We start from the raw sequence: 25873 nt of genomic DNA on the forward strand, positions 1-25873 counted from the left end.
TATACAGTTAGATCTTTGTGGTTTAGTTTCCAAATAAAGTGGTATATTGAAAACATAAGTCATTTGAATATTGAAGGAGTGTTTAACTATGAGTAAAGAAGAATTAAATAAAAAAGCAGCTGAAAAAGCAAAAGAAGCTGAAGATAAATTGAAAGATAAAAAAGAATCTGCTGAAGATAGTACTGAAGAAACGAAAAAAAATATTCAAGATACTTTAGATTAAACTAAATGTGCTTGATTTCTATATGAACATTACAATTTAAATTAAAAGAGAACAATAGCATTTAATTTTTGTTCATTCTATCAAGGTTAATATTAAAAAATCTGAAACATCAATCTCATAATTAGTCTAAAGGACTAAAACCACTTTTACATGGTTTTAGTCCTTTATTTAATATCATGTCATTTGATTTTCATACTTCTTACTCAAAATATGATTCGAGACTATACTCTGACACACATATGAATAAATGGATGAAGCACACAACAACATCTTAACAATGATATATTTGAACAAAAATTAAAAACACATTCTTATAAATTACACTACATCATGTATTTATTGTGATATGTAACTGAACTTGACAATTCCCTTTTTCATTAAAAATGATGAATTAAACAAACTTTAATTAACAAAACCACACTGCCATATCACCCAATGCACTATACAAAAAGTCTATATTTAACCTTACGTTATGTGTTGTGATTGAAGTCATAAATATCAAATTCAACGCTAATACACCTTGACATAACTAATTAAAAGTCATACATTATAGTTAAAATTAAATTTAATATTCGCACTAGGGGTGTTTAGTGACTGAGATGAGGTATACCCTCAAACCCTTTGAACCTGATCTAGATTAAACTAGCGTAGGAAAGTGTATCGTGATATGTTTTTTGGTATCCGTATGCCTATATTTAACGCGCAACTTCTAGATGGTTGTGCGTTTTTTTATTGGAGGAGAATTTATGTCAAAAGGTTTAAAACTATCAGAAATTTTAGTAACCGTACTTATAGCTGTTGTGTTTGCTATCGTCTATAATATTTGGACTTTAGTATATAAGGCAGTGCAAGTTTCTGGTCTTCATATTGAAGAACTAACATATGGTGCATGGTTTATGGCTGCAATTGTTGCATATTTGATTATACCAAAAGCTGGTATTGCGATTTTAGCTGAATTTGCTGCTGGTGCAGGTGAAACAATTGTCATGGGAAGATTTGATATTCCAACAATGGTCTATGCATTACTTCAAGGATTAGCATGTGAGATTATTTTCGCTATTTTCAGATATAAATCACGTTCGGCAATGGTAGCTATGTTAGCAGGATTTTTAGCATCTGTTGCGACACTTCCTCTTGATTTTGCTTATGGTTATTTAGGAGAAATTGCAGGATGGAACTTAACACTTTATATCGTATTTAGATTGATTAGCGGTATTGTTGTGGCTGGATTGTTGTCATATTATATTGTGAAAATATTAGATCAAACTGGCGTAACCAAATTATTCAGACCTGCAACACAAAAAGATTATGACAATTTATAAGGAGCATAAAAGTTGATAGTCACTGAAAATCTACGTCTTAAATATCCAAATGGACAAAAGAAAATATTCGACAATTTATCACTTGAAATTAAAGATAAAGAGAAGGTGCTTATACTTGGTCCCTCTGGTTCAGGTAAAAGCACGTTATTGAATGTTTTAAGTGGTATCGTACCAAATCTCATTGATTTGCCAATGAAATACGATAAATTAGAGATTGATCAAGATTGTGGTGTTATTTTTCAAGAACCTGATAGCCAATTTTGTATGCCAAAGGTATATGAGGAACTCGCCTTTGTCCTTGAAAATTTACAAACGCCACGACATAAAATGGATGCATTGATTGAATCAGCACTCGAGTCTGTTGATTTAAACGTCAATAAAGACCAATATATCAATAATTTAAGTGGCGGTATGAAACAAAAATTAGCAATTGCAGAAACATTATTACAACAAGCTAATACTTTATTTCTAGATGAACCAACCGCGATGTTAGATGTAACATCAACAGAAGAATTATGGAATAAGATTAAAGCGTTATGGCAAGATCAAACTGTGATTATAGTTGAACATAAAGTAGAACATATATGGCAGCATATCGATCGTGTAATATTATTAAACTATGATGGTGTTATTATTGGTGATGCCTCACCAGCTGACATATTAAACAACTATGAACACCTTTTATCCGAATATGGCGTTTGGCATCCAAAAGCTTGGGATGAAGCACCTTTACCTATAGATTTACAGCAATCTAATATTCAATATGCCAATGAGCATCTATTTCTTTTTGAACAAGGCACTATAAAAAGAAGTAAAAAGACACTTATCGATATACCAAAACTTAATATCACTAGTGGCGAATGGATTACAATCACCGGTACAAATGGCTCAGGCAAGACTTCTTTATTAGAATCGATGATGCAACTTATTAAATATGAAGGCACAATGTCTTTTGATGGCAAAAAGCTTACTAAAATCAAAGAAGCTGCTAAAAATATGTATCTTGTATATCAAAATCCTGAAATTCAATTTATTGCGAATTCAGTATACAAAGAAATTTTTATACAAAACAAAGCTAATTATCCTTCTATATCAGAAGCTGAAGAAAAAACAATTCAAATGCTTAAAATGTTAAATTTAGAAGATGTTCAATCACAACACCCTTATGAACTGTCAATCGGGCAGAAACGTAGACTGAGTGTAGCTATAGCTTTAAGCTCTACATCAGAATATATTTTATTAGATGAGCCAACATTCGGTTTAGATAGTCATAATACATTTAATTTAATTAAATTATTCCAACAACGCGTTAGAGATGGCCAAACAATTATTATGGTTACACATGATCCTGAAATTATCGCACGCTATCCAACACGTAAATTGTGTGTAAGTCAAAAACAAATTCTAGAGATAGCAGGTGAGCATCATGTTTGAAATGTGGAAAAAACACTACTCTTTCATGGATGATGTGAATATCATTACAAAGTTAGCATTAGCTGTTTTTTTGTTTTTCTTTGTTATATTTGTACATCAATTCGATTTTATGATTTATATTTGTCTATTGATGTTCCTGTTTTTATTAATGTTCAATGGTATAAAATTTAAAATAACATTTGCTTTTATTTTCTTTACTATAACTTTCAGCCTAATTTCAGCTTTATTCATGATTTTTTATGGTGAAGGCACTCATATATTGTTTAAATTAGGATTTATTCAAATTAGTACTGAAAGTTTAGTTAGAGGGCTGCATTTAGCGTTACGTACAACAACCGTTTCATTTTTCGGTATTTTAATTGCTTTCACTTCTGAAATTGTAATGGTCTTTTACAGCCTAATGCAACATTTAAAAGTTAAGCCTAAAGTTGCTTATGCTTTTATGGCTGCTATAAGAATGGTGCCATTAATGATTAGCACTTTAGTTCAACTTAGAAAGTCTTTAAAAATGAGATATCAAATTATCTCTCAACAAAATTATAATTTATTTAGTAGAATCAAACATCTTATGATTCCACTTTTAAGCCAAAACATTAGAAAAGCTCATCAACTTGCTGTTGCAATGGAGAAAAAAGGTTTTAAAGATGGTCCGCGCACCTACTATTATCATACACCTTTCTCGTATAAAGACTTTCTATTAATCATCGTTTTTATCATCATTTTGGTTGTTGCTTATTTCTTAGCACTTCACTTACCGATTACAGGTATAAACGATGTTCGTATAAAAAATATATATTAACGATTACCTTATTATATCCAAAATTCATTACTATCCAATTAAGAAAAGATAAGATAAAAACTAAACCACTTTGTCTTATCTTTTTATATGTCAATTAACATAGATTGATCTGTGAACACATAGCTTTTAACGATATACAGTTTCAAAATTTAAAAAGTCGTAATTTCTATACACTTCTAAATAGAAATTACGACTTTTTTTAATATTTATAAATGTTTTATTGCTTTATTACTAATATCTTTTCGATAAAATAGTCCATCGCTTTGAATTTTTTCTGCAGCTTTATAGGCATTTGCTTTAGCACTAGTAATATCATGACCTTCTCCTAATGCTAAGATGACACGACCACCATTGGTGACAAATTTATCCTTATCTCTTTTCAAACCACTGACAAAATAATTACCATTTAAATCAAAACCTGAAACAGTCTTACCTTTTTCGTAATTTCCAGGGTACCCTTTAGAAGCAAGCATTACACCAACGACAGACGAATCTTTCCATTTAAATGCTATTTTCTTTTTAGCCTCTAAATCTAAGATATGTTGCATTAAATCACTTTCCAATCTCGTTAGTAATACTTGTGCTTCAGGGTCGCCAAATCTAGCATTAAATTCTATTACTTTCGGACCATCTGCTGTTAAAATCACACCAATATAAAGGACGCCAAAAAATTCATAACCTTCTTTATACATTGCTTGAGCTATAGGTTGTGCAATGATTTCATTCGTGAGGTTAAGTACTTCCTTATCTATATGAGGTACAGGACAATACGCCCCCATACCACCTGTGTTAGGCCCTTTATCGTCATCATATGCACGTTTATGATCTTGCGCAATACAATCAAATGGCACGGCATAATCACCATTTACAAATGTCATCAATGAGAATTCTTCACCTTCTAAAAATTGCTCAAAGACAACTGTACCAAGCTCTTGTGGATACAATGAATGAACCGCTGCTTCAGCTTCACCATAATTCTCAGCTATAATTACACCTTTACCAGCTGCCAAACCATCTTTCTTTAATACGATAGGATACTGGCATGTTTCAATATAATTTAGTGCATCAGATTTGTTTGATATTTCTTTATATTCTGCAGTAGGAATATGATATTTCTGCATTAACTGCTTTGCGAATAATTTTGATCCCTCAATCTGAGCCGCTGCTTGGTTTGGCCCAAACACTTTAATTTGTTTTGCGTTTAATTTATCTGCTAAACCTTCTGTAAGTGGTTGTTCAGGGCCAATAATCACCCACGAAATATCATGCTCAACAGCAAATTCAACAATCTGAGTGTGGTCCGTTTCCGCTATTTCACAATGTACATCTGCAATGTCTGACATTGCGTCATTCCCTGGAATTGCAAAAATTTCATTTACGAGTGAAGATTGTTTTAACTTGTGTGCTAAAATATGTTCTCTTCCGCCTGTGCCAATGACTAATACTTTCATAAATAATTTTGCCTCCAATATTTTAATGTTTAAAGTGTCTAACGCCAGTCGTTACCATTGCAATGCCATATTTATTAGCCATATCTATTGAATCTTGATCTTTAATTGAACCCCCTGGTTGAATGATCGCTTTAATACCATGTTGCGCAGCTAGTTCTACCGTATCATCCATCGGGAAGAAACCATCTGATACCATTACGACATTATCATTAATTTCAATCGCACGTTCTATTGCAATTTGTGCTGATCCTACCCGATTCATTTGACCGGCACCAATACCGACTGTTTGTTTATCGTTACATAGGATAATCGCATTACTTTTAACAGAGGCAACCACTTTCCAACCAAGCAACATTGCATCCCATTGAGTTTCTGTAGGTGCATTTTCTGTAACGACTTTTAAATCATCACGTTTGATTAATACATTGTCTTTATCTTGTATTAAATAACCACCTGAAACAGATACTATTTCTTGCTCATTATTATCAATTGTCATATCAATTTCTAATAATCTAATATTTTTCTTTTTATTTAAAATCGCTAACGCTTCATCGGAAAATTTCGGTGCAATAATCACTTCCAAGAATATGCTGTGCAGCGTTTCAGCCAAAGTAGCATCAACGGTTCTATTTAAAGCAACGATACCTCCAAAAATGGATTGGCTATCCGCTTCAAATGCACGCTGATAAGCTTCATAAATATTTGTTCCAATACCTACACCACAAGGATTCATATGTTTAACTGCAACTGCAGCAGGTGTTTCAAATTGCTTAACTAAAGATAACGCCGCATCTGCATCTTTAATGTTGTTATAACTCAATTGCTTACCATGCAACTGTTTCGCGCCACCTAACGTATGATTGGCATCAGATGTTCTTACAAATGATGCTTGTTGTTGTGGATTTTCACCATATCTTAAACTTTCTTTATTTTCTTTAAAGAAATCAACAATTGCATTATCATATTGATTCGTATGTTCAAATACTTTAATCATCAATGATTTTCTATAAGATTCATCTAATTGATTTGATTTTAGTTTTTCAATCACTTCATTATAATCCGATGGATGAACAATAGTAGTAACGTGTTTAAAGTTTTTAGATGCTGCACGTAACATAGTAGGCCCACCAATATCTATATTTTCAATCGCGTCATTTTCTGTAACATCAGGATTGGCAACAGTCTCCTTGAATGGATATAGATTTACAACAACCATGTCTATTAAATCAATTTGCTGTTCTTTTAATTGTTCTAAATGTTCTGGTTTATTACGATCAGCTAAAATACCACCATGAACGGCTGGATGTAATGTCTTGACTCTCCCATCCATAATTTCGTCAAAATGTGTAAGTTCTGATATAGATTTAACTGCAATATTTTCATCGACTAACGTTCGCATCGTACCACCAGTCGAATATAACTCATAACCTAACTGTTGGAGTGATTGTGCAAAAGGTACAATGCCTGTTTTATTAGATACGCTTAAAATTGCCTTTTTCATGTTTATTGGCACCTCTTATTGAATAATTTTTGAAATAACTTCTGGATACAATTCATGTTCAATTGCTTTTATTCTTTCTTCTAATTGTTCTTTCGTATCATCCGGTTTTATTTCACATGTACGTTGTTCAATAATTTCTCCTGTATCCATCCCACTATCTACAAAATGTACTGTTGTGCCTGTGATATTGTCACCACTATTTAATGCTTGACCAATCGCGTCTTTACCACGATATTTCGGCAATAATGAAGGATGAATATTAATGATACGTTTTTGATAGGCATTTAATATATTTTCACCGATTAATTTCATATAACCAGCTAAAATAATCCATTCAACTTTTTCGGTTGTTAACCATTCAATGATTTTCCGCTCATAATCTGCTTTAGAATCAAAGTTTTTAAGCTCATTAATATGTACATCTAAATGATATTTTCTTGCTCGCTCAATACAATAAGCATTAACCTGATCCGTATATAAAGCAGTCACTTCAATGTTCGGCAAATGACCTGCTTCTATTTGTGACATGATACTTTCAAAGTTACTTCCTGACCCTGAAGCAAAGATAGCAATTTTTGTCACTTTCATACCCCCGTCAAATGAATTGGCGCTTCACTTTTAACAATTTCACCAATTCTATATGCATTTACTTGTACTTGTTGTAACGTATTTAATACTTTAGCTTCATCATTAGCATCAACAACTAAGGTGAAACCGATCCCCATATTAAATACATTGTACATTTCTTTAGTCGAAATATTGCCTTGTTTTTGCAACCATTCAAATATCTTTGGTGTTGGAAATTGAGTTACATCAATTTTTGCACCTACACCCTCAGGCAATGCTCTTGGGATATTTTCAATAAATCCGCCACCAGTAATATGCGTCATCGCATGTATGTTTACGTGTTCTTTTACAGCTAATACAGGCTTGACATATAGTCGTGTTGGTTCTAAAAAGATATCTAAAAATGTGTGGTTTTGATCAAATTTGTCTTGTAGATTAATACCTGATTTTTTTATTAAATTACGTACCAAGCTGTAACCGTTAGAGTGTATACCACTTGATTCAAGACCTATTATTACATCACCTGGTTTCACGGCTGAACCGTCTATATACGCTTCTTTTTCAACAGCTCCTACAGCGAATCCTGCTAAATCATATTCACCTTCATGATACATTTCACCCATTTCAGCTGTTTCGCCACCAATCAGTGCTGTATTTGTAGCTTCACAACCGTCACTAACCCCTTTAACAATCTGTTCAATAACTTCTGGAACAACTTTATGTGTTGCAACATAATCTAAGAAATACAATGGTTCTGCACCAGTTGTTAAAATATCATTGACACACATCGCTACTGCATCAATGCCTATCGTATCGTGTTTGTCATTATCAATCGCTAACTTTAATTTAGTACCAACACCATCTGTTCCAGATACGAGTAATGGTGCTTTCATATTTAACTGTGATAAATCGAATGTAGCACCAAAACCGCCTAATCCACCTAAGACTTCTTTACGCATTGTTCTTTGAACATGACTTGACATACGTTCAACCGCTTCATAACCTGCACTAATATCAACACCTGCTTGTTGGTATGCTTTAGACATTTAAATTACCCTCTCTATCAAAGTATTGTTTATGATTTGCTAAATATTCTTTTTGACGTTCGCTTAAATGTTCAAAATAATCTTGTTCATAATCATAAAGACCAGCAGGATAATCACCTGTAAAACTTTCTACACATAATCCTTTATAAGGAGCATCTACATCAAGACCAATTGAATCTATTAAACCAGCTACAGTTAGATAGGCCAGAGAATCTGAACCAATATGTTCACTGATTTCTGATGGTGATTTGCTCGCTGATATGAGTTCAGCAGTAGTTGAAACGTCTATACCATAAAAGCTTGGAAACATAAATTCAGGAGAAGCAATACGTACATGCACTTCATTAGCTCCAGCATCTTTTAGCATTTGTACTATACGCTTACTTGTCGTGCCTCTAACAATAGAATCATCCACTAAGACGATATTTTTGCCTTGTACGATATCCTTTACTGCCGATAATTTGACCCTTACACCTTGCTCTCTTAATTCTTGAGTTGGTTGAATAAATGTACGCGCTACATATTGATTTTTGACTAACCCCATCTCATATGGCAAACCACTTTGTTCAGCATAACCAGAGGCTGCTGAGAGTGAAGAATTAGGTACACCAATAACCATATCTGCATTTTCAACTGGACTTTCTAACGCTAATTGTTTACCAGATTGTTTACGAATCGCATGAACATTTTTTCCTGCAATAGTTGAATCTGGTCTAGCAAAATAAATATACTCCATAGCTGATATCGCCGTATTCGTATGTCTCGTATAAGACTCTACTCGAATACCTTCATCATTGATAACCACATATTCACCTGCATGGATATCTCTTACATACGTTGCACCTAAAACATCTATAGCACAAGTTTCACTTGCGATGATGTAAGCACCTGTTTTCATTTTTCCTACAACTAAAGGTCTGATTGCATTTGGATCAACAGCACCATATAATGCATCTTTTGTTAATAACGCAAATGTAAAACCACCTTTTATTTTTCGTAAACTTTCCTGTAACGCTGCTTCAAATGTTGGCGCTTTACTTTTACGAATTAAATGCATGATTACTTCAGTATCTGAAGAAGAATGGAAAATAGAACCTTGATGCTCAAGAGATTTTCTTAAACTTTGTGCATTTATAAGGTTTCCGTTATGACAAACTGCGACACTCATATCATAAAAATGGTACAAAAATGGCTGAATATTCTCTATACCTTTATTCCCCGATGTCGCATATCGTACATGACCAATCGCATGTTGATAGGACTTAAATGATTCCAACTGTGCATCTGAAATGGCTTCAGTCAATAAGCCAAGCCCTCTTTCTCCAGTGAGTTTTTGTCCATCAGAACACACCATACCTGCGCCTTCTTGACCTCTATGTTGTAAACTATGTAAACCCATATACGTCAATTGTGCTGCTTCATGATGATTCCAAATACCAAAAACGCCACATTCTTCGTTTAATCCGTTGTAGTCATACATTTAGGAATTGCTCCTTCCCACTGTTCATTCAATTGTTTCACATCACGTGAAATTAACGTGTCCCCGTTAGAGACTACAAATTTTCCATCTTCTGTTAATGTACCAACTTTAATAGCATCTGCGATATCTAAAGGTTGGTCACCTTTTACTGCTACTACATAACGCCCTTGCGTTTCACTGAATAATTGCTCATTTTTTAGATTTAAAGTTACATTTAAGCCCATTTGATAATGTGCACTGATACGAGCAAAAGTCATTAACAGGCCACCTTTACCCACTGTTTGTACGTGGGATGCTATACCATTACGTATTGCCCTTTTAATCGACTCTCCTCTTTTGACTTCATTTGATAAATCAATGGTTTCAACTTCATGATTCACCTTACTGAAAAGTAATTTCTCAATTTGACTCCCACCAAAATCGCTAAATGTATCGCCTACAACATAAAGCGTATCACCCACTTTTGGCGTAAAATCATTGAAATAATCAATTTCTTCAATCAAACCAACCATACCTACGACTGGTGTTGGGAATATTGAAGTTTCTTTTGTTTCGTTATACAAGGATACATTGCCAGAAACGACTGGTGTCTTTAATATTTCACAGGCTTCAGCCATACCTTTAGTAGAATCTGCTAATTGTTGATAAATTTCTTTTTTCTCCGGTGATCCATAATTCAAACAATCGGTCATCGCTAAAGGTGTAGCACCTACAGAAATCAAATTACGGTATGCTTCTGCTACTACCATCTTTCCGCCTTCGTATGGATGATTAAAGACATATCGTGCTTCACCATCTATCGTAGAAGCAATTGCTTTATTTGATCCTTCAACACGAACAACTGATGATTGTAAGCCCGGTTTGACAATAGTATTCGCACCAACTTGTTGATCATACTGCTCGTATAAATAACGTTTTGAAGCAATCGTTGGATGAATGAGTAAACGATTAAATACATCTTCGACATCTATGTCACTGTATTCATTTTTAGGTTCATTATATTGAGGAGTTTCACCTTCAAGCACGTAAACAGGTGCTTCATCTGACAATGGCTGTACGGGTATATCAGCGAAAATTTCATCTTCATATGTAAGTACAAAACGATCTGTATTTGTAACTTCACCGATAACAGCACTATCTAATTCATGCTTATCAAATAAATTTAAGAATTTATCTTCAGATCCTTTTTCAACTACTAATAACATGCGTTCCTGAGTTTCAGAAAGCATCATTTCATAAGGTGAAATACCTTTTTCTCTTGTTGGAACTTTTTCTAATTGTAGATGTAAACCACTTCCACCTTTAGCAGCCATTTCAGAAGATGATGATGTTAATCCTGCTGCCCCCATATCTTGGATACCTACTAGCTCATCAAATGTTATTGCTTCTAAAGTTGCTTCCATTAATTTTTTTCCAACAAATGGGTCACCAATTTGTACTGAAGGTCTCTTACTTTCACTATCTTCACTTAGTTCTTCAGATGCAAAAGTAGCACCGTGAATGCCATCACGTCCTGTTTTTAATCCCACATATATAACTGAATTACCGGAGCCTTTAGCAGTACCTTTTTGAATTTTATCGTGATCAATGATACCTACGCACATTGCATTGACCAATGGATTGCCATCATATCTATCATCAAATTCTATCTCACCCGCAGTTGTTGGAATCCCAATACAATTGCCATAACCGCCAATACCGGCTACTACACCACGTAATAATCGACGATTTTGTTTTTCTGACAATTCACCAAAGCGTAAACTATTTAATAAATTTATTGGTCTAGCACCGATTGAAACAATATCTCTTATAATGCCTCCTACCCCAGTAGCAGCACCTTGATATGGTTCAACAGCAGAGGGATGATTATGTGATTCAACTTTAAATACTACTGCTTGGTTGTCACCAATATCTACGACGCCTGCACCTTCACCAGGCCCCATCAACACATGTGATCCTGACGTTGGAAACTGAGTTAAAAATGGCTTGGAATGTTTATAAGAACAATGTTCACTCCACATGACAGAGAAAATACCAGTTTCAGTAAAATTGGGCTCACGGCCTAAAATTTCACATACTTTATCGTATTCTGACTCCGATAAACCCATATCTTTATATCGTTTTTCTAATTTGATTTCTTCCACACTTGGTTCGATAAACTTAGACATTTTGTTCCCTCCAACTATTAACCATTGCTTCAAATAACTTAACGCCACTATCAGTACCTAATAAAGATTCCATCGCACGTTCAGGGTGCGGCATCATTCCACAAACATTTCCGTTTTTATTTACAATACCTGCAATATCATTGTAAGAACCGTTGGGGTTATCCTTGTATTTTAAAATGATTTGATTGTTTTCTTCTAATCTGTCATACATTTCTGATGTACAATAGTAATGACCTTCCCCATGCGCTACAGGATATACTACATTTTCATTCTCTTCATATAAATTAGTGAAAGGTGTATGATTATTGACTACTTTTAGTAGTTCATTACGACTTACAAATAAATGTGAATCATTATGCAATAATGCACCTGGCAGCAAACCTATTTCTGTAAGAATTTGAAATCCGTTACAAACACCTAATACAGGTTTCCCTTCTTTAGCGAAACGTTTCACTTCTTCAGTGATAGGTGCAACACTTGCCATCGCACCTGAACGTAAATAATCACCAAAAGAGAAACCACCAGGTATTAAAACACCGTCAAAACCTTCTAAAGATGTATTTCTATAGTCGACATATTCTGCTTCTACACCAGATTTCAATGCTGCATTATACATGTCCCTATCACAATTGGATCCTGGGAATTTTAGCACTGCAAATTTCATTATGCTTTCTCCCCTTCTTCCAATACTTTGTAGCTATATTCTTCAATAACGGTGTTTACAAAAAGTTTTTCGCTTAAAGTTGTAACGACATTGTGAACTGCAGCATCAGTAGCTTCATCAACTGTCATGTACAGTAATTTACCAACACGTATATCATTTACTTGTGTGTATCCTAAATCATGTACTGCGCGATTTAAAGCTTGTCCTTGTGTGTCTAATACTTGTGGCTGTAATGTGATATGCAATTCAATTGTTTTCATTTTATAGTTCCTCCAATTTATTAAGAAAAGTTTGATAAGTGTCTATGATTGAACCAGTATCTTCACGATAAACGTCTTTATCGAAATTTGTATCACTATATTTATCCCAAATGCGACATGTATCTGGTGAAATTTCATCTGCTAATAGAATTTGGCCATTCGTGCTACGTCCAAACTCTATTTTGAAATCTACGAGTCTTAGATCCATATCATCCATTAATTCAAGCAATACTGAATTAATTGTTATTGCTGCATCTTTTAATTTTTCAATTTCATCTTTACTAGCTATATTTAATAATTGTATGTGATCTTCTGTAATTAAAGGGTCATTTAAATCGTCGTTTTTATAAAAGAATTCAACTAATGGGCTTTCAAACTTATGACCTTTATCAAAGCCTAATCTCTTTGTTATAGAGCCCGCAGCAATATTTCTAACTACGACCTCTAATGGAATAATGTCTACAGATTTTACGAGTTGTTCAGTTTCTGATAGTTGTTCGATAAAATGACTATTAATATCACGATCTTGAATAAGACTGAAAATTCTAGAAGTAATTTGATTATTTAAACGGCCTTTACCTTCTATAAAATCTTTTTTGGCACCATTACCAGCTGTGACTTCATCCTTATATTCAATTCGAAGTACATCTGATTGTGCCGTAGAAAAAATTCTTTTCGCTTTTCCTTCATATAACAAAGACATTAGCCATGTCTCCCTTCAAAATGATTTAGTAAAGTTTGTTCTGTTTGTTCTACATTGTTTGTAAGCATTGTAAGATGACCCATTTTACGGTCAGGTTTACGACTTGATTTTCCATAAATATGTACATGCCATTCAGGATGATCGCCGAATTTATGTTCTAACAGATCTAAATCTCTTCCTAATAAGTTCATCATTACACTAGGTTTTAATAATTCGATTTTTTCTGGTAAGTGTTGACCTGTCACTGCTAATATATGTGTATCAAACTGCGAATAATCACACGCTTCAATTGAATAATGTCCTGAATTATGAGGTCTAGGTGCAATTTCGTTCACAAACAATTGATTGTTTGAATCGATGAAAAACTCCACTGTAAACGTACCTACAAAGTGAATATGTTTGATGATCTTTTCAACTTCATTTCGTGCTAATTGTTCAATTTGTGAATCCACACGTGCAGGCACAACAGTCTTAAATAATATTTGGTTTTGATGTTCATTCTCTTGTAACGGGAAGTACGTAATTTGATTATTGTTACCAATCGTTACCGTTAAAGAAACTTCTTTTTGTAGATTTAAAAATTTTTCAGCGACACATTCTTGCTTTTCAATTAACGCTTTTGCATTGTCCAAATCTGTTTCATTTGTAATAAGTAATTGTCCTTTTCCGTCGTATCCACCAAATCTTGTTTTTATCATAAAAGGAAAACCAATTGTTTCTATAGCTTGAGATAACTCATCTGGGTCAGATAATTTTATAAATGATGCTACTTGAGTTCCAGCACCTTGCAAGGTTTGCTTTTCAATCAATCTATCCTGTAACAGTTGTATAGCTTGATAACCTTGAGGAATATTATATTGAGAAACTAATGTTTGTAATTGATGCGCAGAAATATTCTCAAACTCATATGTGATAACGTCGGACAATTCACCTAGTTGAATAAGCGATTGTTCGTCATCATAGTTTGCTTTTATAAATTGATGCGCTACATATTGACATGGACAATTTTCATCAGGATCTAAAACGATAACTTTATAACCCATTTTCTGTGCAGATTGTGCCATCATTTTTCCTAATTGCCCGCCACCAATAATTCCAATCGTTGATCCAAATGTCAGTTTATTGAAGTTCATGTTGCATCTCACTCACTTTCTCAACCAATGATTTTTCATAATTTTCCAAATTCTTTTGAATAACTTTATTACCAATGCTGAGCATTCTTGCAGCAAGTATTCCTGCATTTTTGGCTCCAGATTTGCCTATAGCTGTCGTTGCCACTGGAATACCACCCGGCATTTGGACAATAGATAGGAGAGAATCTAATCCTTTTAAACTTTTAGATTCTATTGGCACACCAATTACTGGTAATGTCGTCATTGAAGCAACCATACCTGGCAAGTGTGCTGCTCCACCAGCACCTGCAATAATGACATCATAGCCATTGTCTCTAGCTCCTTTTGCAAATTCATACATTAATTGAGGCGTACGATGTGCGGAAACAACTTTCTTTTCGTACGGTATATCTAGTTGTTCTAACATTTGACAACTTTCTTTCATAGTCTCCCAGTCGGAAGAACTACCCATTATGACTACCACTTTCAAAATGAACACCCTTTCAGAAATTTGAAATGTTACGTCTATTAGATGTATATTACAGATATAGCATAACAACTAAAAATCGCTTTTTCAATCAAAAATCGAACTTTAAAGTAAAAAAATCGTTAAATTTTCGTCTTTTGGTTGAAAAACATGATGTTAATTATGTTAAAGTTAAGTAAAGTTCATACATTGGAGGAGGATTTTTTCATGGTCGCAAAAATTTTAGACGGGAAACAAATCGCAAAGGATTATAGACAAGGTCTAAAAGATCAAGTCGAAGCTTTACAAACTAAGGGTTACACGCCAAAATTATCAGTAATATTAGTAGGTAATGACGGTGCTAGTAAAAGTTATGTGAATTCTAAAAAGAAAGCTGCAGAAAAAATAGGCATGATTTCTGAAATCGTACATTTAGATGAAAGTGCTAGTGAAGAAAAAGTATTAAGTGAACTACAACGCTTAAATGAGGATGACAGTGTCAGTGGCATATTAGTTCAAGTGCCACTCCCAGATCAAGTTAGCGAACAAAAAGTTCTAGAATCAATTAACCCCGCTAAAGATGTTGATGGATTCCATCCTGAAAATATAGGTAAATTATATATTGACCAACAAACATTTGTACCTTGTACACCTCTTGGTATTATGGAATTGCTAAATCATGCTGACATTGATTTAGAAGGAAAAGATGCTGTTGTTATAGGTAGAAGTCATATTGTAGGTCAACCAGTATCAAAACTATTATTACAAAAAAATGCATCAGTAACGATACTGCACTCAAGAACTAAAGACATGCACCAACATTTAAAAAACGCTGATATTATCGTTAGTGCTGTTGGACGTCCTGGACTTGTTACTAAAGAAGATGTTAAAGAAGGTGCAGTTGTAATTGATGTTGGTAATACACCAGATGAAAACGGAAAATTAAAAGGTGATATTGCCTATGATGAAGTTAAAGAAATTGCTGGTGCTATTACACCTGTACCTGGTGGCGTTGGCCCAATGACTATTACAATGGTATTAAACAATACACTTATGGCCGAAAAAATGCGTAGAGGTATTGAATAACAATCACACTCTTAATTTCAAAACATTTTAATAACAGGCAAAACTGAGATTTCGTATCTCAAACTAATGAATAAACGTCAATTTCTAAGTGATCACAATAGAAATTGACGTTTATTTTACTTTTATGAAATATATGCCGTGTTGATCTACTATCTTCCTTATATAAAACTTCAAATCATTTTTTACAAAACGAACAAATTGCGTAAGTGAGAATTGTTTGTAAGCTGAAGTTCAGTTAAATATTTTATACTTTTCAATTCAAATCATATATGCCAGATAAGCAGACAAAATCTTTTTTCGTAAAATCAGATTTCTGCCCCACGCTCATATTCATTTTTAAACCATCTCCTAAAACAGCTCTTATTTTATTAAAACATCCATCAATAAGGTTTTATTCAAAAACACTCAATTTTCTTTAGTAGTTTTTACGTTTTTCAAAAATTTATTACAGTTAACTGAATTTTTTCGAAAAATTATAACTTAATTTACACAATTACGTTATATTAAGACTATAGTACGATGTAATTTCTATCAAAATAAAATATAGTGTATTTAAGATAAAAAATAAATGACGCTCATACGGAGGTTTACGTTATGAATAAATTAATGCAGTCATTATCAGCACTCGGGGTATCTGCAACCCTTGTTTCACCTAATCTAAGTGCAGAAGCTACAGAAAATTCTATCCCCGAATTAAAAGGAACAAACGATGTTATCATCGATAAAGGAAATAACTATAATTTATTAAATGGCGTACGTGCCTATGATAAAGAAGATGGTGACTTAACGCACAAAATTTCAGTAGATGGAAATATTAACACTGAAAAAGAAGGCAAATATAAAATTGAATATACTGTAGAAGATTCAGAAGGTGCAACGAATAAATCAATAAGATATATTGAAGTAAAATAAATAGTATATCAATACATATGTCATAATGAAATTCACTCAAACAATTAATTTTGGTGTGAAATTATCCTATCGCCTAAAATATGACACTTTTCACAAAATGTACACATAATTTTAACAAATCTTTGAAAGCCCGTCAGACGTTGAGTTTGTTGGGTTTCTTTTAATTTTACAATAATTTTTTTTGCACAAACACTTGTAAATATTGCGTAATATCTTAAAATTGATGGTAAGCCCTACAATTGTAGTATTAGGAGGTCAAAAAAGTGTCAAAATTTAAGTCTTTGCTTCTACTCTTTGGCTCACTAATTATACTTAGTGGTTGTTCAAATGTAGAAGTTTTAAACCCAAAAGGGCCGGTAGCAAGTGACTCGAAGTTCTTGATTATTTATTCAATCATCTTCATGCTTGTTATTATTGCCGCCGTACTTATCATGTTTGCTCTGTTCCTATATAAATATAGATTACACAAAACAGACGAGTCTGGTAAGATGCACCACAATTCTTTAATTGAAACAATTTGGTTTATCATTCCGGTGATCATCGTTATCGCTTTAGCGATTCCTACAGTAAAATCACTTTATATGTATGAAGCTAAACCGGAAAAACAAGACGATCCACTTGTTGTCTATGCAACAAGCGCTGGTTATAAGTGGTTCTTCAGTTATCCTGAAGAAAAAATCGAAACTGTTAACCACCTAACAATACCTAAAGATCGCCCTGTTGTCTTCAAACTCCAATCAATGGATATGATGACAAGTTTCTGGATACCACAATTAGGTGGTCAAAAATACGCGATGACTGGTATGACAATGGATTGGACATTAACTGCTAGCGAAGAAGGTACGTTCCGAGGACGTAACTCAAACTTCAACGGTGAAGGATTCGCTCGTCAGACATTTGATGTTAATTCTGTTAGCCAAAGTAAATTTAAGGATTGGGTAAAAGATGCTCAAAGTCAAAAGAAATTAGATCAAGATACTTTTGATAAACAACTTTTACCAACTACTGAAAATAAAAACTTAACTTTCAGTGGTACGCACATGGCGTTTGTTGATCCAGCAGCTGATCCTGAGTATATTTTCCATGCTTATGATCGTTTCAATTACGTACAGAAAGATCCAAACTTCAATACACCTGAAGAAATTAAAAAAGATGTATTGGATAAACCGAATAAACCTGCACGTAAACCTCAAATCACAAACGCAAACTATGAACGTCATGGTATGAAAGCTATGATTCTAGGCAATAATGAACCATATGATAGTGAATTCAAAGATGAAGAATCACATAATATGGATGAAATGGAAAAAATCTCAGAAGGTGCTAAAGATGAAAAAGCATCTAAAGCTGAGAAAAAAGACCATGAACATGGAGGTGGACATTAATGAATTTCCCATGGGATCAATTACTCGTTCAAGGTAACTGGATGATTACAATGGCGCAGATTGGTGCACCGTTTGCTATCATCGCAGTAATCGCAGTAATTACTTACTTTAAATTGTGGAAATATCTATACAGAGAATGGTTCACGTCTATTGACCATAAAAAAATTGGTGCTATGTATTTAATCTGTGCTGTATTAATGTTCGTACGTGGTGGTATTGATGCCCTAATGATGCGTACACAATTAGCAATTCCAGATAATACATTCTTAGAAGGAAATCACTATAATGAAGTCTTTAGTACGCACGGCGTAATAATGATTATCTTTATGGCGATGCCTTTCATCTTTGGTTTATGGAATGTTATTGTACCTCTTCAAATTGGTGCAAGAGACGTTGCATTCCCTGTATTAAATAACGTAAGTTTCTGGTTATTCTTCTCTGGTATGTTGTTATTCAACCTATCATTTATAATCGGAGGCTCACCTGCAGCTGGTTGGACTAACTATGCACCACTCGCAGGAGAATTCAGTCCAGGACCTGGGGTTAACTACTACCTTATCGCAATACAGATTTCTGGTATAGGTACCCTAATGACTGGTATTAACTTCTTTGTAACAATACTTAGATGTAAAACACCTACGATGAAATTTATGGAAATGCCAATGTTCACGGTTACTACTTTCATTACAGCATTAATCGTTATTTTGGCTTTCCCAGTATTGACAGTTGCGCTAGCACTGTTTACAACAGATAGAATCTTCGATACTGCATTCTTTACAGTCGCAAATGGTGGTATGCCAATGCTATGGGCTAACTTCTTCTGGGTATGGGGGCACCCCGAAGTTTATATCGTTATCCTACCGGCATTCGGTATTTATTCAGAAATTATTCCAACATTTGCACGTAAACGTCTGTTTGGTCACCAAAGTATGGTGTGGGCAACAGCAGGTATCGCATTCCTTAGTTTCTTAGTTTGGGTTCACCATTTCTTCACTATGGGTAATGGTGCATTAATTAACTCATTCTTCTCAATCACAACTATGCTGATTGGTATACCAACAGGTGTTAAATTATTTAACTGGTTATTCACTTTATATCAAGGTAGAATTACATTTGAATCGCCTATGCTATTCGCATTAGCATTCATTCCTAACTTCTTACTTGGTGGTGTAACTGGTGTTATGCTTGCAATGGCAGCAGCCGACTATCAGTACCATAATACGTACTTCTTAGTTGCTCACTTCCACTACACATTAGTAGCTGGTGTTGTATTTGCTTGTTTAGGTGCACTCATTTTCTGGTGGCCTAAGATGACTGGATTTAAGTTAAACGAGACATTAAACAAATGGAGTTTCTGGTTATTCATGATTGGATTTAACGTTTGTTTCTTACCTCAATTCATCCTTGGATTAGATGGTATGCCACGTCGTTTATACACTTATATGCCAGAAGATGGATGGTGGTTGCTAAACGCAATCTCTACTGTCGGTGCATTAATGATGGCACTAGGCTTTATGTTCTTAGTTGCTAGTATCGTATATAGTTTCTTCAAAGCACCACGTGAAGCTACTGGTGACAACTGGGATGGCTTAGGACGTACATTAGAGTGGTCAACTGCTTCAGCAATGCCACCTAAATACAACTTTGCTATTACACCAGATTGGAATGACTACGATACATTTGTAAATATGAAAGAACACGGTAGACACTACTTAGATAATCACAATTATTCTGATATCCATATGCCAAATAATACGCCAGTTGGTTTCTGGATGGGAATTTTCTTCACAATCGGTGGATTCTTCCTTGTCTTTGAAACTATACTTCCAGCCGTTATTTGCTTAATAGGTATCTTTGGTACTATGATTTACCGCAGTTTCCAAGTAGACCACGGTTATCATATTCCAGCTTCTGAAGTAGCAGAAACCGAAAAACGTTTACGTGAAGCACGTATTAAAGAAAGGGAGGCTGTAAGTCATGAGTCATGATGCAAACACTATTGATCAACGTTCGCATGAAGGTAATTTAAATAGACTTGGCTTTTGGGTATTCCTTACAGCGGAAGTCTCATTATTCGGTACGCTATTCGCAACCCTATTAACGCTTCAACACGGTGGCGATTATGGCGGTAAAATGACAACTGAAATGTTCGAATTACCCCTAATTTTAATAATGACATTTGCGTTATTAATTAGTTCTTACACTTGTGGTATTTCTATTTACTATATGAGACAAGAAAAAGCAAAATTAATGACAATATGGATGATTATCACTTTACTATTCGGAGTAGTGTTCGTAGGCTTTGAAATTTATGAGTTTGCTCACTATGTCTCAGAAGGTGTTAACTTAACTATTGGTTCTTACTGGTCTAGTTTCTTTATTCTTTTAGGAACACATGGTGCCCACGTATCTCTAGGGATTGTTTGGATTACATGTCTATTAATTCAAGTTGCAATGCGTGGATTAAATAAAGATAATGCTCCTAAATTATTTATAGTAAGTTTATATTGGCACTTCTTAGATGTTGTTTGGATCTTCATCTTCACTGCCGTATATATGATAGGGATGGTGTTTAGCGGATGAATACAATTGTAAAACACACAGTAGGTTTTATTGGCTCAATCGTTTTGACTATTTTAGCAGTATTCGTAACCCTATACACATCAATGGCACTAAATGCTAAGATTACAATCATCTTTGGCTTTGCCTTTATCCAAGCTGCAGTACAATTATTAATGTTCATGCACTTAACTGAAGGTAAAGATGGAAATGTACAAGGGTTTAAAGTTATATTTGCGGTTATCATTACTCTAATTACAGTTATTGGTACGTATTGGGTAATGCAAGGTGGACACTCAAGCCACTTATAATCCCAAAAAGACTTCTCGAAAGAGAAGTCTTTTTTTATTCCCGTATCCATCTCCCCTATACCTTTCATTAAATAATTTACTTTGTAACATTTCTTTCTCCAAAAGATGTAGAATATAATTGATAATGCTATTTTTGTAACAGGAGGATTAGATAATTATGAAACAACCAATTATTATTGATACAGACCCAGGTATTGATGATGCAGCAGCGATTAGCTTTGCTTTAAACCATCCAGAATTTGATTTGAAAATGATTTCTACAGTCAATGGTAATGTTGGAATCGAAAAAACAACTGCTAATGCATTAAAAATCAAACGTTTCTTTAATAGCGATGTACCTGTACATAGAGGTGCTTCACAACCACTTTTATCAGCTATTGTAGATGCAAGTGAAGTACATGGTGAATCGGGAATGGAAGGATATACTTTCCCAGAAATCAATGAAAGTGATCTCGATTCTACTCATGCTGTTGAGGCCATGCGAGATGTTTTACTCAAAAGCGAAACGCCTATCACACTTATTCCTATTGGCCCATTAACGAATATTGCATTATTATTAATGACTTATCCTGAAGTGAAAGCATACATTAAAGAAATTGTATTAATGGGTGGCTCAGCATTTCGAGGTAATGTAACACCATTAGCTGAATTTAACATTTATTGTGATCCTGAAGCTGCTCAAATCGTATTTAATTCTGGCCTACCTATAACAATGATAGGATTAGATGTTGCTAGAAGTTCTAGTTTGACACATGAAACAATTAATGAACTAAAATCAATCAACGAGACTGGTAAGATGTTGCATCAGTTATTCAAACATTATAGAGGAGACGATTTTGAAAAAGGTATTAATGTATACGATGCTTATACATTGCTTTATCTACTGCATCCAGAACACTTTGTTGTACGAGAAGCTGATGTGCAAATTGAAACAGATGGCAAATTAACCAAGGGTGCTTCAGTAGTTGACTTCAAATCTCAATTTCCTAATACAACCGTAGTAATGTCAGTACAAGCAAATATCTTTAAGCAGATGTTTATCGATGCTTTAAAGTATTGTAAGTAAAATTTTAATACACAAATCGCTTGACTCATCTTTTATTATTTACAATTTTGGATCATATGTATGAACTCAGATTCGTAATTAATCATATCTACGACAATCCAGTCTGCATCTTACAAAACAAAAAAGTATTTATTTTGCAGAAAAACTAACACACCTTTTCTAAGGAAATCCATGGACAAACTAATTTAGCGAGATATATCATGCATGTATTTATCTCTAATTAACATTACCGTATAAAAAGCATGCATTTTGCGAAACATGAACTATAATTTGTCCTCAAAACATAAACAACTTATTATAAAAGAAAAACCGTCAATTTCTATCGTGGTTTGATAGAAATTGACGGTTATGTTTTAATCAGTGATATTAAACACCTATCACTATTCCCTTTCAATACAACTGTTTTACTCTATTATAATGACCATCTTGATGTAATAACTTAAAGTAAATATGTTTCATTTTATATTCATTATTCATTTTGCCGTTGTCATAATTCGTTGCTAGTACAATAACATAATTATCATTAAAATATACTGTGAATATATTGCCGAAAAAAATGCCATTAATTCTATTTTTATCAGCAAAAGAATAAAAACCGTATCGGTATGGTCTAGGATATTGTGTAGTCAAACTTTCATGAATAAAAGGCATGGTCGTTGTTTCGTCAAAAATTCTATTGTCTTGTAAATTTAATACCACTTTCCCCATATCATAAGGAGACATGTAAAGGTTACCTGCCCCATCATATTGATTTAATATATTAGGTTTTTGACGAATACGTCTTCCAGTTAATTTATCATTTTTATAACCAACAGCCATATATTTTTGAAAATTTAAATTACTATAACGTGCCGTATATTCTAAATTATATGGTTTCACTAATCTTTCATTTAAATTCTGCATATAAGACTTATGTGTCACCGTCTCTATTACTTTCGATAATATTAAATAATTAGCATCGTTATATTGATATTTATTATATTCTAAAGGGTTGATACCTCTCTGTTGTATTGCATGTGTTGCATCATTTAAATCTTTAAATTTTGGATTAGCTTTATATTTATATAACCCACTTTGATGTAACATTAGTTGCTTAATCGAAAGTGGATAAATTGAATCAAACCATTCTAAATAATGCTTTACTGGCGTCATCATATGAATCTCGTCTTCAATTTCTAATTGTTTTAACATGATACCTGTCAAAAATTTTTGTGCTGAGCCAATTAAAAACATCGTATTAGCATTATTTTCTTCACTCTTTTCAAAATCTTGATAACCATAGCCTTTATTCAATTTAAGTTTACCTTTTTCAAAAAGCGCAATCGTACCATTAAAATGAGTTTGTTCCAAATATTCATCTATTTTATTAATTTGTGGATGTTTGTGATCAACGACTGTTTTTAACTTTTTTTGTTTCTTAGATGATTGTTTTTCATTTTCCTTGGTTGAAATCTTTGAAGGACTAATATAATCTTTCATTTGTTTATAGTGTCTATAACCAGTAAAACTTAAAACCAAAAATATGAAAATGATTAAAACAATGATTATTTTATATTTGTTGACTTTCATGTTGTTGCCTCTTTGTTGTTATTTTATATGATTGATATATTCCTCTTTAAATTGATTTGTTAAAGCATCAATATCTTCTATATTTAATGAGAAATACAACTTGATTTTAGGTTCAGTACCAGAAGGTCTCAATGCAATGAAACCTTCATCAAAAATAAAGCGAATTAAATTGGTTTCAGGTAATGATAATGCCTCAGTACTACCCTCTCTTAAATTTTTAATGGTACCTAATTGGTAATCCTCAACTTGTGTTACTTCAAGACCACAAATCGTTGAAACATCTTTATTTCTAAATTGATCCATTATTTTAGTGATTTTTTCAATGCCTTCTGCGCCTTCAAATGTCGGTGATAGAGTTTTATCTTTATATGCACCGATATGCGCATAAATATCTTCTATTGTATCTTTAAATGTCATTCCGTTATTCGCTAATAAATTTTTATATTTGATTAATAAAGGAACCATTTGTATTGCATCTTTGTCTCTTGAAAATGGCTTTGCTAAATAGCCATGGCTTTCTTCAAAAGCAATTAGTAATTGCTTATCTTGATGAGCATTTTCTGTTTCCAATAAATTTGAAATGTATTTAAATCCTGTTAATACATTATTCACTTCTACATCTAATGCTATGGCTAACCTTTCCGCAAGTTCACTTGTGACTATAGATTTAATCATGTATAGTTGCTTACCTTCTTCTACTAAATCTTGGAATCTTAATTTAGTAAGCAAAATACCAATTTCATTTCCATTAAAATATCTGTACGTTTGGTCATTATAACGTTCAATTATACCCAATCTATCAGCATCAGGATCAGTCGCTATAATTAATTGTGCATCTGTATCGTTTGCGAGCTTAATACCGCGTTCAAAAACAGCCTCATCTTCAGGATTAGCTATCGCTACAGTTGGAAAATTACCATCTGGGGTTGACTGTTCTTTTTCAATAACAAAGTTATCATAGTTTAATTCTGATAATATATCAGAAGCCAAAGGTAAACTCGTACCATGTAAACTCGTAAGTACGACTTTAGCTTGTTTCTCAGGAATATCCCCTACTAAATCTTTCACTTCATTTTTATAAGCTTCAGTGACTTCATTTGACATATATGTGATTTTATTATCTTCGAGTAATAAATTAAAATCATCTCTATCAATCTGTAGTGGATGCTCAATAGCGTTAATATATTGACTTAAATGTTCTGATTCATCGGGTAATAATTGTCCACCGTTTTGATCGTATATTTTAATCCCATTATAGTTTTTGGGATTATGACTAGCAGTAATCATCACACCTGCACTTGTTTTTAAATATCTCACCGCAAATGATAATTCAGGTGTGGATTTGTAATTTTCTGATAAAATCGTAGTAATATTATTTTGAGCTAAAACCGACGCCATTTCTTCTGAAAATGCTTTCGATAACAATCTTGTGTCAAAATGGATTACGATGGATGGATTATCAAATTTTGCTTTCAAATATTGCGATAAACCCAATGCAACTTTGCGGACTGTAAATGCATTCAATCGACCCGGTCCTAAACCGAAAGTACTACGTATTCCAGCAGTCCCAAATGTTAGGTTTCCGCTAAACCCTTCTTCTATTTCTTTTTCTGTTTGTGCTTCATAAAATTTTTTTACTAAACTTTCATCTAATTTATCCAACCATTCTGATTTCATGGTTATATCCTCCTTGAAACTTCAATATATTAACAATTTATTCATACGGTATTATCTTTGATTTAATTTAATAAATACCAAAAATCGCTATGACTTTAAAATCTCTGCTTAA

The 25873-nt window shown here is 33.5% G+C and carries 24 protein-coding genes and 1 riboswitch; of the genes, 11 read left to right on the forward strand and 13 right to left on the reverse strand.

Annotated elements, in window-relative coordinates; genetic code table 11:
* Nucleotides 1-88: 88 nt before the first annotated feature.
* The 4 genes from graF (at nt 89) to KA883_RS04225 (ending at nt 3778) form a co-directional block, all read left to right on the forward strand.
* Nucleotides 89-223, forward strand: a complete 135-nt coding sequence (gene graF / locus KA883_RS04210) for a glycopeptide resistance-associated protein GraF (protein ID WP_196296357.1) — start codon at nt 89-91, stop codon at nt 221-223.
* Between the two features lie 569 nt (nt 224-792).
* Nucleotides 793-894, forward strand: a riboswitch (TPP riboswitch).
* A gap of 75 nt (nt 895-969) precedes the next feature.
* Complete coding sequence (locus KA883_RS04215) at nt 970-1545, forward strand: ECF transporter S component (RefSeq protein WP_046207886.1); 576 nt, start codon at nt 970-972, stop codon at nt 1543-1545.
* Nucleotides 1546-1557: 12 nt separating this feature from the next.
* On the forward strand, nt 1558-2979 hold the full coding sequence (locus tag KA883_RS04220; RefSeq protein ID WP_046207887.1) for an ABC transporter ATP-binding protein: 1422 nt from the start codon (nt 1558-1560) through the stop codon (nt 2977-2979).
* The gene (locus KA883_RS04225) at nt 2972-3778 is read left to right on the forward strand and encodes an energy-coupling factor transporter transmembrane component T family protein (RefSeq protein ID WP_046207888.1); all 807 of its coding nucleotides are present in this window, start codon (nt 2972-2974) and stop codon (nt 3776-3778) included. Before KA883_RS04220 ends, KA883_RS04225 begins: the two co-directional genes overlap by 8 nt.
* A 206-nt stretch (nt 3779-3984) precedes the next feature.
* Here KA883_RS04225 and purD read toward each other — a convergent pair whose 3' ends face one another.
* From purD to purE, 11 genes are read right to left on the reverse strand one after another with little or no spacing between them, the layout of a single operon-like run.
* Entirely contained in the window at nt 3985-5229 is a 1245-nt protein-coding gene (gene purD / locus KA883_RS04230) for a phosphoribosylamine--glycine ligase (RefSeq protein WP_046207889.1), read from the reverse strand.
* A 22-nt stretch (nt 5230-5251) separates the two neighbouring features.
* The gene (purH, locus tag KA883_RS04235) at nt 5252-6730 is read right to left on the reverse strand and encodes a bifunctional phosphoribosylaminoimidazolecarboxamide formyltransferase/IMP cyclohydrolase (protein WP_210139876.1); all 1479 of its coding nucleotides are present in this window, start codon (nt 6728-6730) and stop codon (nt 5252-5254) included.
* Between the two features lie 15 nt (nt 6731-6745).
* The gene (gene purN / locus KA883_RS04240) at nt 6746-7312 is read right to left on the reverse strand and encodes a phosphoribosylglycinamide formyltransferase (RefSeq protein WP_210139877.1); all 567 of its coding nucleotides are present in this window, start codon (nt 7310-7312) and stop codon (nt 6746-6748) included.
* A gap of 2 nt (nt 7313-7314) precedes the next feature.
* The gene (purM, locus tag KA883_RS04245; protein WP_210139878.1) at nt 7315-8343 is read right to left on the reverse strand and encodes a phosphoribosylformylglycinamidine cyclo-ligase; all 1029 of its coding nucleotides are present in this window, start codon (nt 8341-8343) and stop codon (nt 7315-7317) included.
* Complete coding sequence (purF, locus tag KA883_RS04250) at nt 8336-9823, reverse strand: amidophosphoribosyltransferase (protein ID WP_046207893.1); 1488 nt, start codon at nt 9821-9823, stop codon at nt 8336-8338. Before purF ends, purM begins: the two co-directional genes overlap by 8 nt.
* Nucleotides 9802-11991 (reverse strand): phosphoribosylformylglycinamidine synthase subunit PurL, encoded by a 2190-nt coding sequence (gene purL / locus KA883_RS04255; RefSeq protein WP_046207894.1) that lies wholly within the window; start codon nt 11989-11991, stop codon nt 9802-9804. The genes purF and purL overlap by 22 nt, the downstream gene beginning before the upstream one ends.
* Nucleotides 11984-12655, reverse strand: a complete 672-nt coding sequence (gene purQ, locus KA883_RS04260; protein ID WP_046207895.1) for a phosphoribosylformylglycinamidine synthase I — start codon at nt 12653-12655, stop codon at nt 11984-11986. Before purQ ends, purL begins: the two co-directional genes overlap by 8 nt.
* Nucleotides 12655-12915, reverse strand: a complete 261-nt coding sequence (gene purS, locus KA883_RS04265) for a phosphoribosylformylglycinamidine synthase subunit PurS (protein WP_210139879.1) — start codon at nt 12913-12915, stop codon at nt 12655-12657. The genes purQ and purS overlap by 1 nt, the downstream gene beginning before the upstream one ends.
* A 1-nt stretch (nt 12916) precedes the next feature.
* On the reverse strand, nt 12917-13618 hold the full coding sequence (gene purC / locus KA883_RS04270; protein WP_046207896.1) for a phosphoribosylaminoimidazolesuccinocarboxamide synthase: 702 nt from the start codon (nt 13616-13618) through the stop codon (nt 12917-12919).
* Nucleotides 13618-14751, reverse strand: coding sequence for a 5-(carboxyamino)imidazole ribonucleotide synthase (gene purK, locus KA883_RS04275; protein WP_046207897.1), 1134 nt, complete (start codon nt 14749-14751; stop codon nt 13618-13620). The genes purC and purK overlap by 1 nt, the downstream gene beginning before the upstream one ends.
* Nucleotides 14738-15220, reverse strand: a complete 483-nt coding sequence (purE, locus tag KA883_RS04280) for a 5-(carboxyamino)imidazole ribonucleotide mutase (protein WP_046207898.1) — start codon at nt 15218-15220, stop codon at nt 14738-14740. The genes purK and purE overlap by 14 nt, the downstream gene beginning before the upstream one ends.
* Before the next feature lie 204 nt (nt 15221-15424).
* Between purE and folD the strand changes: the two genes are divergently transcribed.
* The 7 genes from folD to rihC all read left to right on the forward strand — a co-directional run bounded on the left by folD (nt 15425) and on the right by rihC (nt 22515).
* Nucleotides 15425-16282 carry a bifunctional methylenetetrahydrofolate dehydrogenase/methenyltetrahydrofolate cyclohydrolase FolD gene (gene folD / locus KA883_RS04285; RefSeq protein WP_046207899.1) on the forward strand — a complete coding sequence of 286 codons (858 nt, stop codon included), beginning with the start codon at nt 15425-15427 and terminating at the stop codon, nt 16280-16282.
* 594 nt (nt 16283-16876) lie between these two features.
* A complete protein-coding gene (locus KA883_RS04290) occupies nt 16877-17194 on the forward strand; it encodes an immunoglobulin-like domain-containing protein (protein ID WP_046207900.1) in 318 nt (105 codons plus the stop codon).
* A 263-nt stretch (nt 17195-17457) separates the two neighbouring features.
* Nucleotides 17458-18579 (forward strand): cytochrome aa3 quinol oxidase subunit II, encoded by a 1122-nt coding sequence (gene qoxA, locus KA883_RS04295; protein ID WP_046207901.1) that lies wholly within the window; start codon nt 17458-17460, stop codon nt 18577-18579.
* On the forward strand, nt 18579-20567 hold the full coding sequence (gene qoxB, locus KA883_RS04300; protein WP_046207902.1) for a cytochrome aa3 quinol oxidase subunit I: 1989 nt from the start codon (nt 18579-18581) through the stop codon (nt 20565-20567). Before qoxA ends, qoxB begins: the two co-directional genes overlap by 1 nt.
* On the forward strand, nt 20557-21162 hold the full coding sequence (gene qoxC / locus KA883_RS04305; RefSeq protein WP_046207903.1) for a cytochrome aa3 quinol oxidase subunit III: 606 nt from the start codon (nt 20557-20559) through the stop codon (nt 21160-21162). The genes qoxB and qoxC overlap by 11 nt, the downstream gene beginning before the upstream one ends.
* Nucleotides 21159-21449 carry a cytochrome aa3 quinol oxidase subunit IV gene (gene qoxD, locus KA883_RS04310; protein ID WP_046207904.1) on the forward strand — a complete coding sequence of 97 codons (291 nt, stop codon included), beginning with the start codon at nt 21159-21161 and terminating at the stop codon, nt 21447-21449. Before qoxC ends, qoxD begins: the two co-directional genes overlap by 4 nt.
* Nucleotides 21450-21606: 157 nt before the next feature.
* Complete coding sequence (rihC, locus tag KA883_RS04315) at nt 21607-22515, forward strand: ribonucleoside hydrolase RihC (RefSeq protein WP_046207905.1); 909 nt, start codon at nt 21607-21609, stop codon at nt 22513-22515.
* A gap of 390 nt (nt 22516-22905) precedes the next feature.
* On the opposite strand, the gene KA883_RS04320 is transcribed toward rihC, so the two are convergent.
* Nucleotides 22906-24084: a serine hydrolase domain-containing protein gene (locus tag KA883_RS04320; RefSeq protein WP_046207906.1), complete on the reverse strand. Its 1179-nt coding sequence runs from the start codon at nt 24082-24084 to the stop codon at nt 22906-22908.
* Between the two features lie 18 nt (nt 24085-24102).
* Nucleotides 24103-25761: a phospho-sugar mutase gene (locus KA883_RS04325; RefSeq protein ID WP_046207907.1), complete on the reverse strand. Its 1659-nt coding sequence runs from the start codon at nt 25759-25761 to the stop codon at nt 24103-24105.
* Nucleotides 25762-25873 lie beyond the last annotated feature (112 nt).

Source organism: Staphylococcus sp. GDY8P54P, from assembly GCF_017892645.1.
In the GTDB taxonomy this organism is placed as follows: Bacteria; Bacillota; Bacilli; order Staphylococcales; family Staphylococcaceae; genus Staphylococcus; species Staphylococcus ureilyticus.

Coding starts and splice junctions, on each gene's coding strand:
- graF (WP_196296357.1), top strand. CDS start 89: ATGAGTAAAGAAGAATTAAATAAAAAAGCAGCTGAAAAAGCAAAAGAA.
- KA883_RS04215 (WP_046207886.1), top strand. CDS start 970: ATGTCAAAAGGTTTAAAACTATCAGAAATTTTAGTAACCGTACTTATA.
- KA883_RS04225 (WP_046207888.1), top strand. CDS start 2,972: ATGTTTGAAATGTGGAAAAAACACTACTCTTTCATGGATGATGTGAAT.
- purD (WP_046207889.1), bottom strand. CDS start 5,229: ATGAAAGTATTAGTCATTGGCACAGGCGGAAGAGAACATATTTTAGCA.
- purH (WP_210139876.1), bottom strand. CDS start 6,730: ATGAAAAAGGCAATTTTAAGCGTATCTAATAAAACAGGCATTGTACCT.
- purM (WP_210139878.1), bottom strand. CDS start 8,343: ATGTCTAAAGCATACCAACAAGCAGGTGTTGATATTAGTGCAGGTTAT.
- purF (WP_046207893.1), bottom strand. CDS start 9,823: ATGTATGACTACAACGGATTAAACGAAGAATGTGGCGTTTTTGGTATT.
- purL (WP_046207894.1), bottom strand. CDS start 11,991: ATGTCTAAGTTTATCGAACCAAGTGTGGAAGAAATCAAATTAGAAAAA.
- purQ (WP_046207895.1), bottom strand. CDS start 12,655: ATGAAATTTGCAGTGCTAAAATTCCCAGGATCCAATTGTGATAGGGAC.
- purS (WP_210139879.1), bottom strand. CDS start 12,915: ATGAAAACAATTGAATTGCATATCACATTACAGCCACAAGTATTAGAC.
- purC (WP_046207896.1), bottom strand. CDS start 13,618: ATGTCTTTGTTATATGAAGGAAAAGCGAAAAGAATTTTTTCTACGGCA.
- purK (WP_046207897.1), bottom strand. CDS start 14,751: ATGAACTTCAATAAACTGACATTTGGATCAACGATTGGAATTATTGGT.
- folD (WP_046207899.1), top strand. CDS start 15,425: ATGGTCGCAAAAATTTTAGACGGGAAACAAATCGCAAAGGATTATAGA.
- KA883_RS04290 (WP_046207900.1), top strand. CDS start 16,877: ATGAATAAATTAATGCAGTCATTATCAGCACTCGGGGTATCTGCAACC.
- qoxB (WP_046207902.1), top strand. CDS start 18,579: ATGAATTTCCCATGGGATCAATTACTCGTTCAAGGTAACTGGATGATT.
- qoxC (WP_046207903.1), top strand. CDS start 20,557: ATGAGTCATGATGCAAACACTATTGATCAACGTTCGCATGAAGGTAAT.
- qoxD (WP_046207904.1), top strand. CDS start 21,159: ATGAATACAATTGTAAAACACACAGTAGGTTTTATTGGCTCAATCGTT.
- rihC (WP_046207905.1), top strand. CDS start 21,607: ATGAAACAACCAATTATTATTGATACAGACCCAGGTATTGATGATGCA.
- KA883_RS04320 (WP_046207906.1), bottom strand. CDS start 24,084: ATGAAAGTCAACAAATATAAAATAATCATTGTTTTAATCATTTTCATA.
- KA883_RS04325 (WP_046207907.1), bottom strand. CDS start 25,761: ATGAAATCAGAATGGTTGGATAAATTAGATGAAAGTTTAGTAAAAAAA.